General features: G+C 73.1%; 11 protein-coding genes and 2 pseudogenes. 8 read left to right on the top strand and 5 right to left on the bottom strand.

What is annotated here, in order from left to right; translation table 11 throughout:
• Positions 1–2: 2 nt before the first annotated feature.
• Both mmsA and chvE read right to left on the bottom strand, forming a co-directional pair.
• Positions 3–1,550 carry a multiple monosaccharide ABC transporter ATP-binding protein gene (gene mmsA / locus ACH4TP_RS06360; protein ID WP_389234261.1) on the bottom strand — a complete coding sequence of 516 codons (1,548 nt, stop codon included), beginning with the start codon at positions 1,548–1,550 and terminating at the stop codon, positions 3–5.
• Positions 1,551–1,699: 149 nt separating this feature from the next.
• On the bottom strand, positions 1,700–2,794 hold the full coding sequence (gene chvE / locus ACH4TP_RS06355; protein ID WP_389234264.1) for a multiple monosaccharide ABC transporter substrate-binding protein: 1,095 nt from the start codon (positions 2,792–2,794) through the stop codon (positions 1,700–1,702).
• Between the two features lie 285 nt (positions 2,795–3,079).
• On the opposite strand from chvE, the gene ACH4TP_RS06350 reads away from it, so the two are divergent.
• The 6 genes and pseudogenes from ACH4TP_RS06350 (at position 3,080) to ACH4TP_RS06325 (ending at position 7,917) form a co-directional block, all read left to right on the top strand.
• Positions 3,080–4,072, top strand: a complete 993-nt coding sequence (locus ACH4TP_RS06350; RefSeq protein WP_398436847.1) for a LacI family DNA-binding transcriptional regulator — start codon at positions 3,080–3,082, stop codon at positions 4,070–4,072.
• A gap of 123 nt (positions 4,073–4,195) precedes the next feature.
• Positions 4,196–5,893, top strand: coding sequence for a ribulokinase (locus ACH4TP_RS06345; RefSeq protein ID WP_398436073.1), 1,698 nt, complete (start codon positions 4,196–4,198; stop codon positions 5,891–5,893).
• Entirely contained in the window at positions 5,890–6,339 is a 450-nt protein-coding gene (locus ACH4TP_RS06340) for a class II aldolase/adducin family protein (RefSeq protein WP_398436071.1), read from the top strand. The genes ACH4TP_RS06345 and ACH4TP_RS06340 overlap by 4 nt, the downstream gene beginning before the upstream one ends.
• 54 nt (positions 6,340–6,393) lie before the next feature.
• A pseudogene (locus ACH4TP_RS06335) lies at positions 6,394–6,495 on the top strand (hypothetical protein); the annotation flags it as partial.
• Between the two features lie 50 nt (positions 6,496–6,545).
• Positions 6,546–6,767 (top strand): annotated as a pseudogene (locus ACH4TP_RS06330) (L-arabinose isomerase); the annotation flags it as partial.
• A 61-nt stretch (positions 6,768–6,828) separates the two neighbouring features.
• A complete protein-coding gene (locus ACH4TP_RS06325; RefSeq protein WP_398436070.1) occupies positions 6,829–7,917 on the top strand; it encodes an aldose epimerase family protein in 1,089 nt (362 codons plus the stop codon).
• A gap of 89 nt (positions 7,918–8,006) precedes the next feature.
• On the opposite strand, the gene xylA is transcribed toward ACH4TP_RS06325, so the two are convergent.
• Positions 8,007–9,179 carry a xylose isomerase gene (gene xylA / locus ACH4TP_RS06320; protein WP_389234276.1) on the bottom strand — a complete coding sequence of 391 codons (1,173 nt, stop codon included), beginning with the start codon at positions 9,177–9,179 and terminating at the stop codon, positions 8,007–8,009.
• 96 nt (positions 9,180–9,275) lie between these two features.
• On the opposite strand from xylA, the gene xylB reads away from it, so the two are divergent.
• Positions 9,276–10,706: a xylulokinase gene (gene xylB / locus ACH4TP_RS06315; RefSeq protein ID WP_398436067.1), complete on the top strand. Its 1,431-nt coding sequence runs from the start codon at positions 9,276–9,278 to the stop codon at positions 10,704–10,706.
• Positions 10,707–10,777: 71 nt separating this feature from the next.
• Positions 10,778–11,950, top strand: a complete 1,173-nt coding sequence (locus ACH4TP_RS06310; RefSeq protein ID WP_398436065.1) for an ROK family protein — start codon at positions 10,778–10,780, stop codon at positions 11,948–11,950.
• A gap of 171 nt (positions 11,951–12,121) precedes the next feature.
• Here ACH4TP_RS06310 and ACH4TP_RS06305 read toward each other — a convergent pair whose 3' ends face one another.
• Together ACH4TP_RS06305 and ACH4TP_RS06300 are read right to left on the bottom strand one after the other, a co-directional pair.
• Positions 12,122–12,610, bottom strand: coding sequence for a universal stress protein (locus tag ACH4TP_RS06305; protein WP_398436063.1), 489 nt, complete (start codon positions 12,608–12,610; stop codon positions 12,122–12,124).
• A 21-nt stretch (positions 12,611–12,631) separates the two neighbouring features.
• A complete protein-coding gene (locus ACH4TP_RS06300) occupies positions 12,632–13,888 on the bottom strand; it encodes an SLC13 family permease (protein WP_398436845.1) in 1,257 nt (418 codons plus the stop codon).
• Positions 13,889–14,033: the final 145 nt, after the last annotated feature.

Genomic DNA, 14,033 nt, shown 5'->3' with positions numbered 1-14,033 from the left:
CCTCACACCTGCTCGTTGCTGGATGCGGCGCTCATGGTCATGAGCCGCATGAGGGATTCCTGGGTGGCGTCGGCACGGGCCGTCTCGCCGGTGATACGGCCTTCGGCCATGGTGTAGATCCGGTCGCACAGCCCCAGGAGTTCGGGGAGTTCGGACGAGATGACGAGCACGGCCATGCCCTTGGCGGCCAGTTCGGCGATGACCGTGTAGATCTCCGCCTTCGCGCCGATGTCGATGCCGCGGGTGGGCTCGTCGAGGATCAGCACCTCCGGCTCGGCGAAGATCCACTTGCTGAGGACGACCTTCTGCTGGTTGCCGCCGCTGAGCTTGCCGGTCTCCGTGAACACCGTCGGAGCCTTGATGTTCATGGTCCGGCGGAAGGACTCGGCGACCCGGGTCTCCTCGTGCCGGTCGACCCGGCCGTTGCGGGCGACCTTGCCCAGCGCGCTCAGCGAGATGTTCCGGCTGATGTCGTCGATGAGGTTGAGGCCGAGCTGCTTGCGGTCCTCGGTGACGTACGCGATGCCGTGCCCGATCGCCTCGGGCACCGTCCGGGTGCGGATCTCCCGGCCGTGCAGCCGTACCCGGCCGGCGGCCCACCGCCCGTACGAGCGGCCGAAGACGCTCATCGCGAGTTCCGTGCGGCCGGCGCCCATCAGGCCGGCGATGCCGACGATCTCACCGCGCCGCACGTTCAGCGAGACGCCGTCCACCACCATGCGCTGCTGGTCGATCGGGTGCCGGACGCTCCAGTCCTCGACCTCGAAGGCGACCTCCCCGATGTCGGGGGTGCGCTCGGGGTAGCGGTGCTCCAGGTCGCGGCCGACCATGCCGCGGATGATCCGGTCCTCGGAGATGCCCTCGGAGCCGATCGCGATGGTCTCGATGGTCTGTCCGTCGCGCAGGATGGTCACGGCGTCCGCGACCCGGGCGATCTCGTTCAGCTTGTGCGAGATGATGACGCAGGCGATGCCCTGCGCCTTGAGTTCGAGGATCAGGTCGAGCAGCTTGCGGCTGTCCTCGTCGTTCAGCGCCGCGGTGGGCTCGTCCAGGATGAGCAGCCTGACCTTCTTGGCCAGCGCCTTGGCGATCTCGACGAGCTGCTGCTTGCCCACGCCGAGGTCGGCGATCCGGGTGTGCGGGCTCTCGTCGAGGCCGACCTGGCGGAGCAGTTCGGCGGCGTGGGTGAGCGTCCGGTGCCAGCTGATGATGCCGCGGGAGGCGTGCTCGTTGCCGAGGAAGATGTTCTCGGCGATGGACAGGTACGGCACCAGCGCCAGTTCCTGGTGGATGATGACGATGCCGCGCTGCTCGCTCGCCCGGATGTCCCGGAACCGGCAGGGCTCGCCCTCGAAGAGGATCTCGCCCTCGTAGGTGCCGTGCGGGTAAACGCCGCTGAGCACCTTCATCAGGGTGGACTTGCCGGCGCCGTTCTCGCCGCAGACGGCGTGCACCTCGCCGGCGGCGACGCTCAGGTTGACCTCGGAGAGCGCTTTGACGCCGGGGAACGACTTGCTGATCGACCGCATTTCGAGAACGGGTCCAGCCATGGTTGTGCGTCCGTATCGTTCGGGGCGGTGCGGTGGGGGAGCCCTCCCGGGCCGGGAGGCCCCGGGGCCGGGGGAGACCCCGGGGCCGGGGAGAGCCCGCGCTCCGCACCGCCGGTTCGGCACGGGGCCCGTCGACCGGGCCCCGCGGGCTACTTGAGCTGGTCCGCGGTGTACTGACCGCTGTCGACCAGGACCTTCCGGTAGTTGTCCTTGTCGACGCTGACCGGCTGGAGCAGCTGCGCCGGGACGGTCTTCACGCCGTTGTTGTACTGGCTGGTGTCGTTGACCTCGGGCTTTCCGCCGGTCAGCAGGGCGTCACCCATCTGGACGGCGGCCTTGGCCAGCAGACGGGTGTCCTTGTAGACGGTCTGGGTCTGCTCACCCGCGATGATCGACTTCACGGAGGCCAGCTCGCCGTCCTGACCCGTGACGACGGGCAGCGGCTTGGCGCTGCCGTAGCCGACGCCCTTGAGCGAGGACAGGATGCCGATCGAGATGCCGTCGTACGGCGAGAGCACGGCGTCGACGTGGGCGGAGGTGTAAGCCTTGCTCAGCAGGTTGTCCATCCGGGACTGGGCGACACCGCCGTCCCAGCGCAGCGTGGCGACCTGGTTGAAGCCGGTCTGGCCGCTGCGCACGACCAGCTTCTTCTTGTCGATGTACGGCTTGAGGACGCTCATCGCACCGTTGAAGAAGAAGCCGGCGTTGTTGTCGTCCGGCGAACCGGCGAACAGCTCGATGTTGAACGGCCCCTTGCCGTTCTTGAGGCCGAGCTTGTCGACGATGTAGCCGCCCTGGAGGACACCGACCTTGTAGTTGTCGAAGGTCGCGTAGTAGTCGACGTTGGCGGTGCCCCGGATCAGCCGGTCGTAGGAGATCACCGGGATGTGCGCGTCGGCGGCCTTCTGCAGCACGTTGGTGAGGGAGGAGCCGTCGATGGCGGCGATCACCAGGAGCTTGGCGCCCTTGGTGATCATGTTCTCCACCTGGGAGACCTGGTTCTCCACGACGTTGTCGCCGTACTGCAGGTCGGTCTTGTAGCCCTTGGCCTGGAACTCCTTGACCATGTTGTCGCCGTCGTTGATCCAGCGCTCCGACGACTTGGTCGGCATCGCGATGCCGATGAGCGCGCCCTTGGCGTCGCCCTTGGCCGCGCCGTCCCCGGCGCCGTTGGCACTCTGTCCGCAGGCCGCCAGCGAGAGTGCCAGGCCCGCGGCGACCAGACCCGCCGAAATCTTCCGCACAGTTCCTCCAGTGATGTTCCGCGACCGGGCACAGAGCACCCCTGCTGGGTGACTGGGAGCGGTCGAGCGGGGCCGGCCGGAGCGGTCCCGGCCACCGTGGAACGTCTCGGGGCGGGGACAGCTCTGTCCTGGCGTGGGAAGAGTGTTAACGCTCACAAGAGTGACGTCAAGGGGCCGGGATCATCATTGGATGGGCCCGGACCTGGTCGCGTACTGTGGTCCGCAGCCGAGGAGGGACTACACGTGGGAACCGAGAGCGCCGGGACGGAACAGCGTCAGCCCGTGATGGCGGACGTGGCGAAACTGGCAGGAGTGTCCCACCAGACGGTGTCCCGCGTGCTCAACGGCGCCCCGCACGTCCGGCCGGACACCCGGGACCGGGTGCTGGCCGCCATCCGGGAGCTGGACTACCGGCCCAACTCCGCCGCCCGTGCCCTGGTGACCCGCCGCTCGCAGACCCTCGGCGTGGTCAGCTTCGAATCGACGCTCTACGGGCCGGCCTCGATGCTGGAGGGCATCGAGCAGGCCGCGCGCAGCGCGGGGTACTTCGTCAGCGTGACCAGTCTGCGCTCGCTGGACGGCCGCTCGGTCCAGGAGGCCGTCGACCGGCTGCGCGACCAGGGGGTGGAGGGCGTCGTGGTGATCGCGCCGCAGACCTCCGCCGTCAGCGCGGTGACCCGGCTCTCCAGCTCGGTGCCGGTCGTCGCGGTCGGATCGGGCAACCAGAAGCAGGTGCCGATGGTGTCGGTGGGCAACCGCTCCGGTGCCGGAGAGGCCACCAGGCACCTGCTCGACCTGGGGCACCGCACGGTGCACCACCTGGCGGGGCCGGCCAACTGGCTGGAGAGCCAGGACCGCGAGGAGGGGTGGCGCCGCACGCTGCGGGCGGCCGGCGCTCCCGTACCGGACGTGGAACGCGGTGACTGGAGCGCCCGCTCGGGATACCGGGCGGGTCTGCGGATCGCGGAACTGCCCGACGTCACCGCGGTCTTCTGCGCCAACGACCACATGGCCCTCGGTCTGCTGCGCGCCCTGCACGAGGCCGGCCGCTCGGTCCCGGAGGAGATCAGCGTGGTCGGCTTCGACGACATCCCGGAGGCCGCCTACTTCACCCCGCCGCTGACCACCGTGCGGCAGGACTTCGGCGAACTCGGCAGACACGCCCTGGAGCTGCTCGTCGGGCAGCTCGAGGACGCCGCGCCCTCCCCGACCCATGTGGAGATCTCCCCGGAGATGGTGCTGCGCCGCAGCGTGGCGCCCTGTCGGCCACACCCCTGATCCCTTCCTCGTTCCGCGGGCCGGTGCGGGCCGGCACCTCCCTTGACGGGGACTTCGGCACCGCGTTGACAATCAATTGTGAGCGCTAACAAAATGCTCCCGACACGTCCGAAGGATGAGCACGTGACCGTCAATCCCGACGCCCCCGATCCGGACCGCTACGTGGTCGGCATCGACTTCGGTACTCTTTCCGGCCGCGCCGTGGTGGTCCGCGTACGGGACGGCGAGGAGCTGGGCACCGCCGTCCGCGACTACCCGCACGCCGTCATCGAGCGTGAACTGCCCGGCACCGGCCGGCAGCTCCCGCCCGACTGGGCGCTGCAGCACCCCGGAGACTGGCGCGAGGTGCTGCGCACCGCCGTACCGGCCGCCCTCGCCGTGGCGGGCGTCGACCCCGCGCACGTCATCGGGATCGCCACCGACTTCACGGCCTGCACCGTCCTGCCGGTGCTCGCCGACGGCACCCCGCTCGCCGAGACGCCCGCGTGGGCCGCCCGCCCGCACGCCTGGCCCAAGCTCTGGAAGCACCACGCCGCCCAGGGCCAGGCGGACCGGATCAACGCCCTGGCCCACGCCCGGAGCGAGAAGTGGATCGCACGGTACGGCGGCCGGATCTCCGCCGAGTGGCAGTACGCGAAGGCCCTTCAGGTCCTGGAGGAGGACCCGTCCGTCTACGCCGCGACCGCGCGCTGGATCGAGGCCGCCGACTGGATCGTCTGGCAGCTCACCGGCGCCGAGAGCCGCAACACCTGCACGGCCGGCTACAAGGGCATTCACCAGGACGGGAGTTACCCGAGCGAGGACTACCTCGGCGCGCTCCACCCGGACTTCGCCGACTTCGCCCGCACCCGCCTGGAGCACCCGCTCTCCCCGCTCGGCTCCCGGTTCGGCCCGCTCACCGCGCAGGCCGCCGAGTGGACCGGCCTGCCGGAGGGCATCGCGGTCGCCGCCGGGAACGTCGACGCCCATGTCGCCGCCCCGGCCGCCCGCGCCGTCGACAACGGCCGGCTCCTCGCCATCATGGGCACCTCCACCTGCCACGTCGTCAACGGCGCCACCCTCGCCGAGGTCCCCGGCATCTGCGGTGTGGTCGAGGACGGCATCGTCGAGGGCGCCTACGGCTACGAGGCCGGCCAGAGCGCCGTCGGCGACATCTTCGCCTGGTGGCTGCGCCAGGGCGTGCCCGCCGACTACCTGGCCGAGGCCGAGGCGTCCGGCGAGGACCTGCACGAGTTGCTCAGCCGCAAGGCCGCCGCCCAGCCCGTCGGCGCACACGGCCTGGTGGCGCTCGACTGGATGAACGGCAACCGCTCCACCCTGGTCGACCACCACCTGTCCGGCGTGATCGTCGGCCTCACCCTCGCCACCCGCCCCGAGGAGATCTACCGGGCCCTGCTGGAGGCCACCGCCTTCGGCACCAGGGTCATCGTCGAGGCCCTGGAGCGGGGCGGGGTCCCCGTCACCGAGTTCATCGTCACCGGCGGGCTCAAGAAGAACGCCCTGCTGATGCGGATCTACGCCGACGTGCTGCGCCGCCCGGTCTCGGTCGCCGAGTCGGAGCAGGGCCCGGCGCTCGGCTCGGCGATCCACGCCGCCGTCGCCGCCGGGGCGTACCCGGACGTACGGACCGCGGCCGACGCCATGGGCCGGGTGCACCGGGACGCCTACCAGCCGGACCCGGCCGCCGCCGACACGTACGACCGGCTCTTCGCCGAGTACCGCGCCCTGCACGACCACTTCGGCCTCGGCGCCGACAAGCTCCTGCACCGCCTGCGCGACATCCGGAACACCGCCCTCACCGCATCGGGCGAGGTCATGTGAACGCCGGCGTCGACCCCGTTCGCCGCCAGGTCGGCGACCTGCACCAGGAGCTGGTCCGCTACGGCCTGGTGGTCCGGACCGCCGGCGACGTCTCCGCCCGCGTCCCCGGCGAGGACCTGCTCGTGATCAAGCCCAACGGCGTCTCCTACGACGAGCTGACGCCGCGGAACATGATCGTCCGCGACCTGGACGGAACCGTCGTCGAGGGCGACCACGCGCCCTCCTCCGACACCGCCGCGCACGCCTATGCGTACCGCCACCTGCCCGAGGTCGGCGGAGTGGTCCACACCCACTCCACCTGCGCCCGGGCGGCCCGCGGCGAGGACGTCGCCCGCACCGTCCACCTCTCCCGCCGGTTCGGCGAGCCCCTGCCGATCGCCCAGGCGGACGTCGACAGCCCCGACTTCCGCTACCGGAACGTCTACGGCCGGCCCCGGGCCCGGTGAGGAGCCACCCCATGAAGAAGCCGCTGGAAGGCCGCCAGGTCCGGTTCCTGACCGATGGACTTCATGAACCTGAACCAGGCCGCCCACGGCGACCGCGAGTCCGGTTTCGTCCGGTCCCGCCTCGGCGTGCCGCGCAAGACCGTCGCCGGACACGTCACCGGCCCGGCCGTCTCCGCCCGGATCGGCGCCTGGACCCGCGCCGCCGCCGGCCGCGTCCGGACCTCCGTACCTCCACCGAGGCCTGGCTGGCGGCCGGAGCACCGCACCACACCGTGCTCTCCGCCGCGCTCGGGGTCGAGGAACCGGAGGACCTCGCCGAGATGATCGGCGTCGAGCTGCTGGTGATCGACGCCGACACGAACATCCGCCGGTTCACCAGGGAACTGCGCTGGAACCAGGTCTGCCACCGCCTGGCCCAGGGGTTCTGACCCCACCGTCGCCGCTTCCCGCAGTCGCAGTCCCACAGTCCCACGAAGAACGGAGCCCCCCGTGCCGAAAGAGGCACTCGTCTCCCATGGCGAACCGACGGTCACCCAGGAGGTCGCCGCGACCCTGCCGGACGGGCGGCGCGTCACCCGCTGGACCATCGGCTCCCCCGAAGGCGTCACCGCGGAGGTGCTCAGCCTCGGCGCCCGTCTCCAGGCGCTGTACGCGCCGGACCGGGACGGGCGGCGGGAGAACGTCGTCCTCGGCTGCGACCGCGTCGAGGACCTGCTCGGCGAGGCCGCTCACCTGGGTGCCACGGTCGGCCGCTACGCCAACCGGATCGCCCACGGCCTCGCGCCGGTGGACGGTACGACCCACCGGCTGGCGACCCAGGCGGGCGGCCACACCCTGCACGGCGGCCCGGACGGCTTCGCCACCCGGCTCTGGGACGGCGTGCCGGTCCGGGAGGGCCGGCGGGCCGGGGTGCGCCTGCGCCTGCACAGCCCCGACGGCGACCAGGGGTTCCCCGGAACGCTGTGCGCCGAGGTCACGTACCTGCTGGACCCGGCCGGTGAACTCCGGATCGGCTACCGGGCGACCACGGACGCCCCGACGGTGGTCAACCTCACCCACCACGCGTACTTCAACCTGGCCGGCGAGGGCAGCGGAGCGGTGCTCGACCACTCGCTCCGGGTGGAGGCCTCCGGATACCTCCCCGTCGACGGGGAGCTGATTCCGATCGGCCCGATCGCCTCCGTCACCGGAACGCCCTTCGACCTGCGCGAGGCGGCGGTGATCGGCGAGCGCGTCGTCGACGCGGACCCCCAGATCGGCCGGGCCGGTGGGGGATTCGACCACAACTGGGTCCTCGACGGGAACGGACTCCGGCGGGTCGCCGTGCTGAGCCACCCGGCCGGCGGCCGGCGCGTCGAGTGCCTGACGACGGAACCGGGGCTCCAGGTCTACACCGGCAACCACTTCGACGGCTCGCTGACCGGCCGCTCCGGCCGCCCGTACCGGGCGTACGCGGGCATCGCGCTGGAGACCCAGCACTTCCCGGACTCGCCCAACCGTCCCGAATACCCCTCCACCGTCCTGCGCCCGGGCGAGGAGTTCCGCTCGACGACGGTCTACCGCTTCTCGGCGGAGTAGCCGGGACTTCGCCGACCGACGAACGGCACCGGCACGAGGCCCCGCGCGCTCGCAGGAGCGCGCGGGGCCCCGCCTCTTTCCGTCCGGGGTCAGCGGGCGCCGAGGAGGTGTTCGAGGGCCAGCTGGTCCAGCTGCTCGAAGGCCATGCCGCGCTGTGCGGCGGCGTCGACGTCGAACTCCTCGAAGGCGGAGCGGTCCGCGAGGAGCCCGGTCAGGCCGTCCTGCGCGGTGGGGAGGGCGAGCTCGGGAAGCCGGGAGGCGGCGAGAGCGGCCTGCACCTCCGGGTCGGACCGGAAGGCACGGGAGCGCTCGGCCAGCAGCAGGTAGTTGCGCATGCAGCCGGCCGCCGAGGCCCAGACGCCGTCGAAGTCCTCGGTGCGCGGCGGCTTGAAGTCGAAGTGGCGCGGCCCGTCGTAGCCTGCCGACTCCAGCAGGTCGACCAGCCAGAAGGCCTGCCGGAGGTCTCCCGCGCCGAAGCGCAGGTCCTGGTCGTACTTGATGCCGGACTGGCCGTTGAGGTCGATGTGGAACAGCTTGTCGTGCCACAGGGCCTGGGCGATGCCGTGCGGGAAGTTGAGCCCGGCCATCTGCTCGTGGCCCACCTCCGGGTTGACGCCGACCCGCTCGGGACGCTCCAGCTCGTTGATGAACGCCAGGGCGTGGCCGACCGTGGGCAGCAGGATGTCGCCGCGCGGCTCGTTGGGCTTGGGCTCGATCGCGAACCGCAGGTCGTAGCCCTGCTCCTCGACGTACTCGCCCAGCAGGTCGAAGGCCTCCTTCAGCCGGTCGAGCGCGGTGCGCACGTCCTTGGCCGCGCCGGACTCCGCGCCCTCGCGGCCGCCCCAGGCGACGTAGACCGAGGCGCCGAGCTCCGCGGCCAGGTCGATGTTGCGGATCGTCTTGCGCAGCGCGTAGCGCCGTACGTCGCGGTCGTTGGCGGTGAAGGCGCCGTCCTTGAAGACGGGGTGGGTGAACAGGTTGGTGGTCGCCATCGGGACCTTCAGCCCGGCGTCGTCCAGGGCGGCGCGGAAGCGCTTGACGGTCGCCTCGCGCGTGGCGTCGTCCGCGCCGAAGGGGATCAGGTCGTCGTCGTGGAAGGTGACGCCGTAGGCGCCGAGTCCGGCCAGTCGCTGCACGGTCTCGACCGGGTCGAGGGCGGGGCGGGTCGCGTCGCCGAAGGGGTCGCGCCCCTGCCAGCCGACGGTCCACAGGCCGAAGGTGAACTTGTGCGCGGGGGTGGGGACGAGCGGGGCGCTGGACATGGAGCGGCTCCGGATCCGTGTCGAGGGGGTGTTTGTCATGGCACTTAACAAATTAGTATGCGGGGACGTCAGAAGGAACCCCCAGGGGAGGAACGCATGACCGAGCAGCGTGTCGTGATCGGCGTCGACAGCTCGACCCAGTCCACCAAGGCCCTCGCCGTCGACATCGACACGGGCGCGGTCCTGGGCGAGGGACGCGCCCCGCACACCGTCAGCGAGGGAGCCGGCCGCGAGAGCGATCCCGAGCAGTGGTGGCGGGCGTTCGAGGAGGCCGCCGTACGGACGGGCTGGGCCGAGCGCGCGGCCGCCGTCTCGATCGCCGGCCAGCAGCACGGCCTCGTCACCCTCGACGCGGCCGGAGCACCGGTCCGCCCCGCGCTGCTGTGGAACGACGTCCGCTCCGCCCCCCAGGCCGCCGAGCTGCGGGCCGAGCTCGGCCCGACGGAGCTCGTCCACCGCACCGGCAGCCTCCCGACCGCCGCCTTCACCGCCACCAAATGGGCCTGGCTGCGCGCCCACGAGCCCGCCGCGGCCGACCGCGCCGCCGCCGTCCGCCTCCCGCACGACTTCCTGACCGAGCGGCTCACCGGAGAGGCGGTGACCGACCGAGGTGACGCCTCGGGAACCGGCTGGTGGGGCCCGGACGGCTACGACAAGGACGTCCTCGACCGCATCGGCCTCGACCCGGCCCTGCTGCCGCGGGTCCTCGCACCGGGCGCGCCCGCCGGCGAGGTCCGCCCGGGGACGGCGCTGCGCGAAGGGGCACTGGTGGCCGCCGGAACCGGCGACAACATGGCCGCGGCCCTCGGCCTCGGCCTGCGCCCCGGGCAGCCGGTGCTCAGCCTCGGCACCTCCGGCACGGTCTACGCCGTCGGCCGGACCCGGCCGGTGGACCCGAGCGGGACGGTCGCGGGCTTCGCCGACGCCCTCGGCGGCTGGCTGCCGCTCGCCTGCACGCTGAACTGCACCCTCGCCGTCGACCGCTTCGCCGCCCTCCTCGGACGCGGACGCGAGGAGGTCGAGGACGGCGGTTCCGCGGTGGTGCTGCCCTACCTCGACGGCGAGCGCACCCCCGATCTCCCGGGCGCCTCCGGACTGGTCCACGGACTTCGTCACGACACCACACCGGGACAGCTGCTCCAGGCCGCCTACGACGGCGCCGCCCACGCCCTGCTCACCGCCCTGGACGACGTCCTGCGCGCGGGCGGCGAGGACCCGGCGGGCGACGAGCCCCTGCTGCTGATCGGCGGCGGCGCCCGCGGCCGCGCCTGGCAGCGCACCGTCCTGCGGCTCTCGGGCCGGGCCGTCCGGGTGCCCGGCGCGCGGGAACTCGTCGCGCTCGGCGCGGCCGCCCAGGCCGCCGCACTGCTCACCGGCGAGCCCGCCGACGCGGTGGCACGCCGCTGGCGCACCGCAGAGGGCCCGGTCCTCGAGCCCGTACCACGGGACACGGACGCCCTCGAACGGATCGGCGATACCCTGCGTCGGGCCGGGGCCTTGCAGGGAGCCCCGGCCAAGAACCGGTAAGAGGGGCGCGCGTGGCAGTGGTCGGCAGAGCGAGGAACAGCCAGGGGAGCGGGCCCGCGTCGCAGCAGGACATGCGACGGCGGAACCTCTCGGTGGTCCTGGGCGCGGTCGCCGCGCACAGCACGCCCACCCGCCCGCTGTCCCGCGCGGACGTCGCCGGACGCGTCGGTCTGACCAGGGCGGCCGTCTCCTCGCTGGTCGACGAACTGATCGGGCGGGGCGCGCTGACCGAGGCGGAGACCGCGTCCGGCGGACGGGTCGGCCGCCCCGGACGCGCGCTGTCGGTGAGCGACGAGGGCCCCGCGGGCCTCGGCCTGGAGATCGGCGTCACGCACCTCGGCGCATGCGTCGTGGACCTGCGCGGAGAACCCCGGGTGTGGCGCCGGGTGGAACGGGCGAACGCCGGCCGCCCGCCCGGGCGGGTGCTGGCGGAGATCGCCGCGCTGGCCGCCGAGGCGGAGGCCGAGGCCCGCGACCTCGGGCTGCGCGTCGAGGGCCGGGTCCTGGCCGTGCCCGGAGCGGTGCCGAACGAAGCGGGCGGACGGGTCGAGCGCGCGCCCAACCTCGGCTGGCGCTCCGTCGGCGTCGCCGACCACTGGCCCGACCGGGACACCGTGCCCGAGCCGGAGAACGAGGCCAACCTCGGGGCCCTGGCCGAGTACTGGAACGCCGAGCAGGCCGAGGAGACCTTCGTCCACATCTCCGCGGAGGCCGGGATCGGCGCCGCCCTGGTCATCGACGGCCGGTTGTTCCGGGGCGCCCGGGGCTTCGCCGGCGAACTCGGCCACATCCCCGTCCACCCGGACGGCGTCCGGTGCGCCTGCGGCGCGCGCGGCTGCCTGGAGCAGTACGCGGGCCAGGCGGCCGTGCTGCGCGAGGCCGGCCTGGAGCAGCACGCCCGGCAGGACGACCCGGTCGCCCTGCTGGCCGAGCGGGCGGGCGCCGGGCATGCCCCGACCCTGGTGGCGCTGGACCGCGCGGGCCGCGCCCTGGGCCTCGCCCTCGCGTCCGCCGTCGACCTCATCGACCCGGACGGACTCGTCCTCGGCGGCACCTACGCCGAACTGGCCGAGTGGCTGCTGCCGTCCGTCCGCGCCGAACTGGCCGACCGGGTCATGGTCCGGCCCTGGGCCCCTGAGGCACTGCGCCCGTCCGCCCTGGGCCGGCGCGGACCCGTCCTCGGCGCCGCGCAGACCACGATCCGCCGGATCATGGCGGACCCCACCCTGCTTCCGGCGGGGTGACCCGCGGCCCGGGCGCGAAGGCCCGCCCGTCCTGACCGACCACGAGGGCCGGCCGGTCACGGCCGTCGCGGTCCCCGGCGACGCACGGCGCTTCCGGGGCCGCCTGTCGGCAGGCGGCCGGTACCGGCTCTCCTGCCCGGACCCGGACACCGGGCACTGAACGGGGCACCGCTACGGCTGGTCGGGCGGGGGAGGGATCGTGGCGGTGTCCGGTGCCGGTTCCGGCCAGACGAGCAGGACGGGACACGGCGCGTGGTCGACGACGAAACGGGTCGCGGGGCCGAGGCTGTGCGGTCCGAGGCGGGTGCGGTCGCCGTCGCGTGCGAGGACGAGCAGCTCGGCGCCCTCGGCCGCCGCGACGACCTCGCGCTCGACGCGCCCGGTGCGCTCCACATGGGCGCAGCGCCGGCCCAGGCGGTCGGCCGCGGCGTCCAGGAGGTGCTGGGCGGAGGCCGCCGCCAGGGTCTCCACCCGGGTGCCGGGGTCCCTCTCGCGGTGGCCGCGGCCGAGCAGCCCGGCGAACGCGCCGTGCGCGACGCCCGGCACCTCCTGGCCGCTGACGTGGAGCAGGACGATCTCCGCGTCCTGCGGCGCATGCGTACGAGCGGCGTCGACACAGGCGGGCCAGGTGCCTTCGGTGATCCAGACGACGACGGTCACGGGCTCATCCCCTCGGGCTTCTCATGCTCCGATGATCTGCAGTGAACCCCACAGTGCCACCACGGCCACTGCCAGGGCGGCGGGCACGACGAGCAGTCCGAGGCGGGTGAACTCGCCCAGGCCGATGTCGGTGTCGTGCTCGCGGACGATGCGCCGCCACAACAGGGTGGCCAGGGACCCGGCGTACGTGAGGTTGGGGCCGATGTTCACCCCGAGCAGCACCGCCAGGACCGCCCCGGCGCCGGACGGGACGGCCAACGGCAGCAGTACGAGGGTGGCGGGCAGGTTGTTGATGACGTTCGCGAGGACCGCGGCCAGCGCCGCCGTGCCGAGCAGCGCGGGCAGGGAGGTGCCGTCGGGGACGAGGTGTCCGAGCGCGGAGGCCAGTCCGTTGTCGACGACGGCCCGGACCACGATGCCGAGCGCCAGCACGAAGGCCAGGAACGGCACGGCGGCCGAGCGGACGACCGCGACCGGTGTGGTGCGGCGTCGGACCAGGGCCCGGACGGCGAGCGCGAGCGCGCCGGCCAGGGCCGCCCAGGCGGGATCGACACCGATGACCGAGGTCAGGACGAAGCCGGCGAGCGTGCAGGCGACGGTGACGAGGGCGAACAGCGGCATCTCCGGTGCCGTCACCTCGGCCGCGGGCGGGGCCCCGGCGTCCAGGTCGGCGGCGAAGAACCGGCGCAGCACCACGTACTCGACGGCGATGGCCGCCAGCCACGGGAGCGTCATCAGCGCGGCGAACCGGGTGAAGGTCAGCCCGCTGGCGGCGAAGGCCAGCAGATTGGTGAGGTTGGAGACCGGCAGCAGCAGCGAGGCGGTGTTCGACAGATGGGTGCAGGCGTAGACGTGCGGCTTGGGCCGGGCGCCCAGCCGGGCCGCGGTGACGAACACCACCGGGGTGAGCAGCACCACGGTGGCGTCCAGGCTGAGCACCGCCGTGATCACGGAGGCGACCGCGAACACCTGGGCGAGCAGCCGCCGCGGACTCCCGGCGGACGTCCGGGCCATCCACGCCCCGCAGGCGCGGAACAGGCCTTCGTCGTCACACAGCTGGGCCAGCACCAGGACGGCGGCGAGGAACCCGATCACCGGCCCGAGCCGTTCCGCCTCGGCCCAGGCGTCCGAGGGCGAGATCGCGCCGGTGGCGACGACCAGCCCGGCCGCGGGAACCGCGACCGCGGCCTCGGGCCAGCCCCATGGCCGCACCACCGCGCAGACCAGCACCAGTACCAGCAGTCCGATGGACAGAGCTTCCGCGAACGACGTACTCAGGGTCCCGCTCCTTGCGACCGACGATGAGGGCGCCGACCATCGAACCAGAACCCCGAGGCCGCGGCGCATCGGCGCGGCCCCACGATACGCCCTGGTCACCGGCGTCTCCGCGAGGCCGGGCGGACGGGGCGGAGCCCAGCGGTCG

The sequence above is a fragment of the Streptomyces sp. NPDC021012 genome (assembly GCF_044333355.1).
Taxonomy (GTDB): domain Bacteria; phylum Actinomycetota; class Actinomycetes; order Streptomycetales; family Streptomycetaceae; genus Streptomyces.
Note: the sequence above shows the minus strand (reverse complement) of the source record. Positions and strands in the feature narration are given on the sequence as shown.

Coding starts and splice junctions, on each gene's coding strand:
- xylB (WP_398436067.1), top strand. CDS start 9,276: ATGACCGAGCAGCGTGTCGTGATCGGCGTCGACAGCTCGACCCAGTCC.
- ACH4TP_RS06350 (WP_398436847.1), top strand. CDS start 3,080: ATGGCGGACGTGGCGAAACTGGCAGGAGTGTCCCACCAGACGGTGTCC.
- mmsA (WP_389234261.1), bottom strand. CDS start 1,550: ATGGCTGGACCCGTTCTCGAAATGCGGTCGATCAGCAAGTCGTTCCCC.
- xylA (WP_389234276.1), bottom strand. CDS start 9,179: ATGTCCAGCGCCCCGCTCGTCCCCACCCCCGCGCACAAGTTCACCTTC.
- ACH4TP_RS06310 (WP_398436065.1), top strand. CDS start 10,778: ATGCGACGGCGGAACCTCTCGGTGGTCCTGGGCGCGGTCGCCGCGCAC.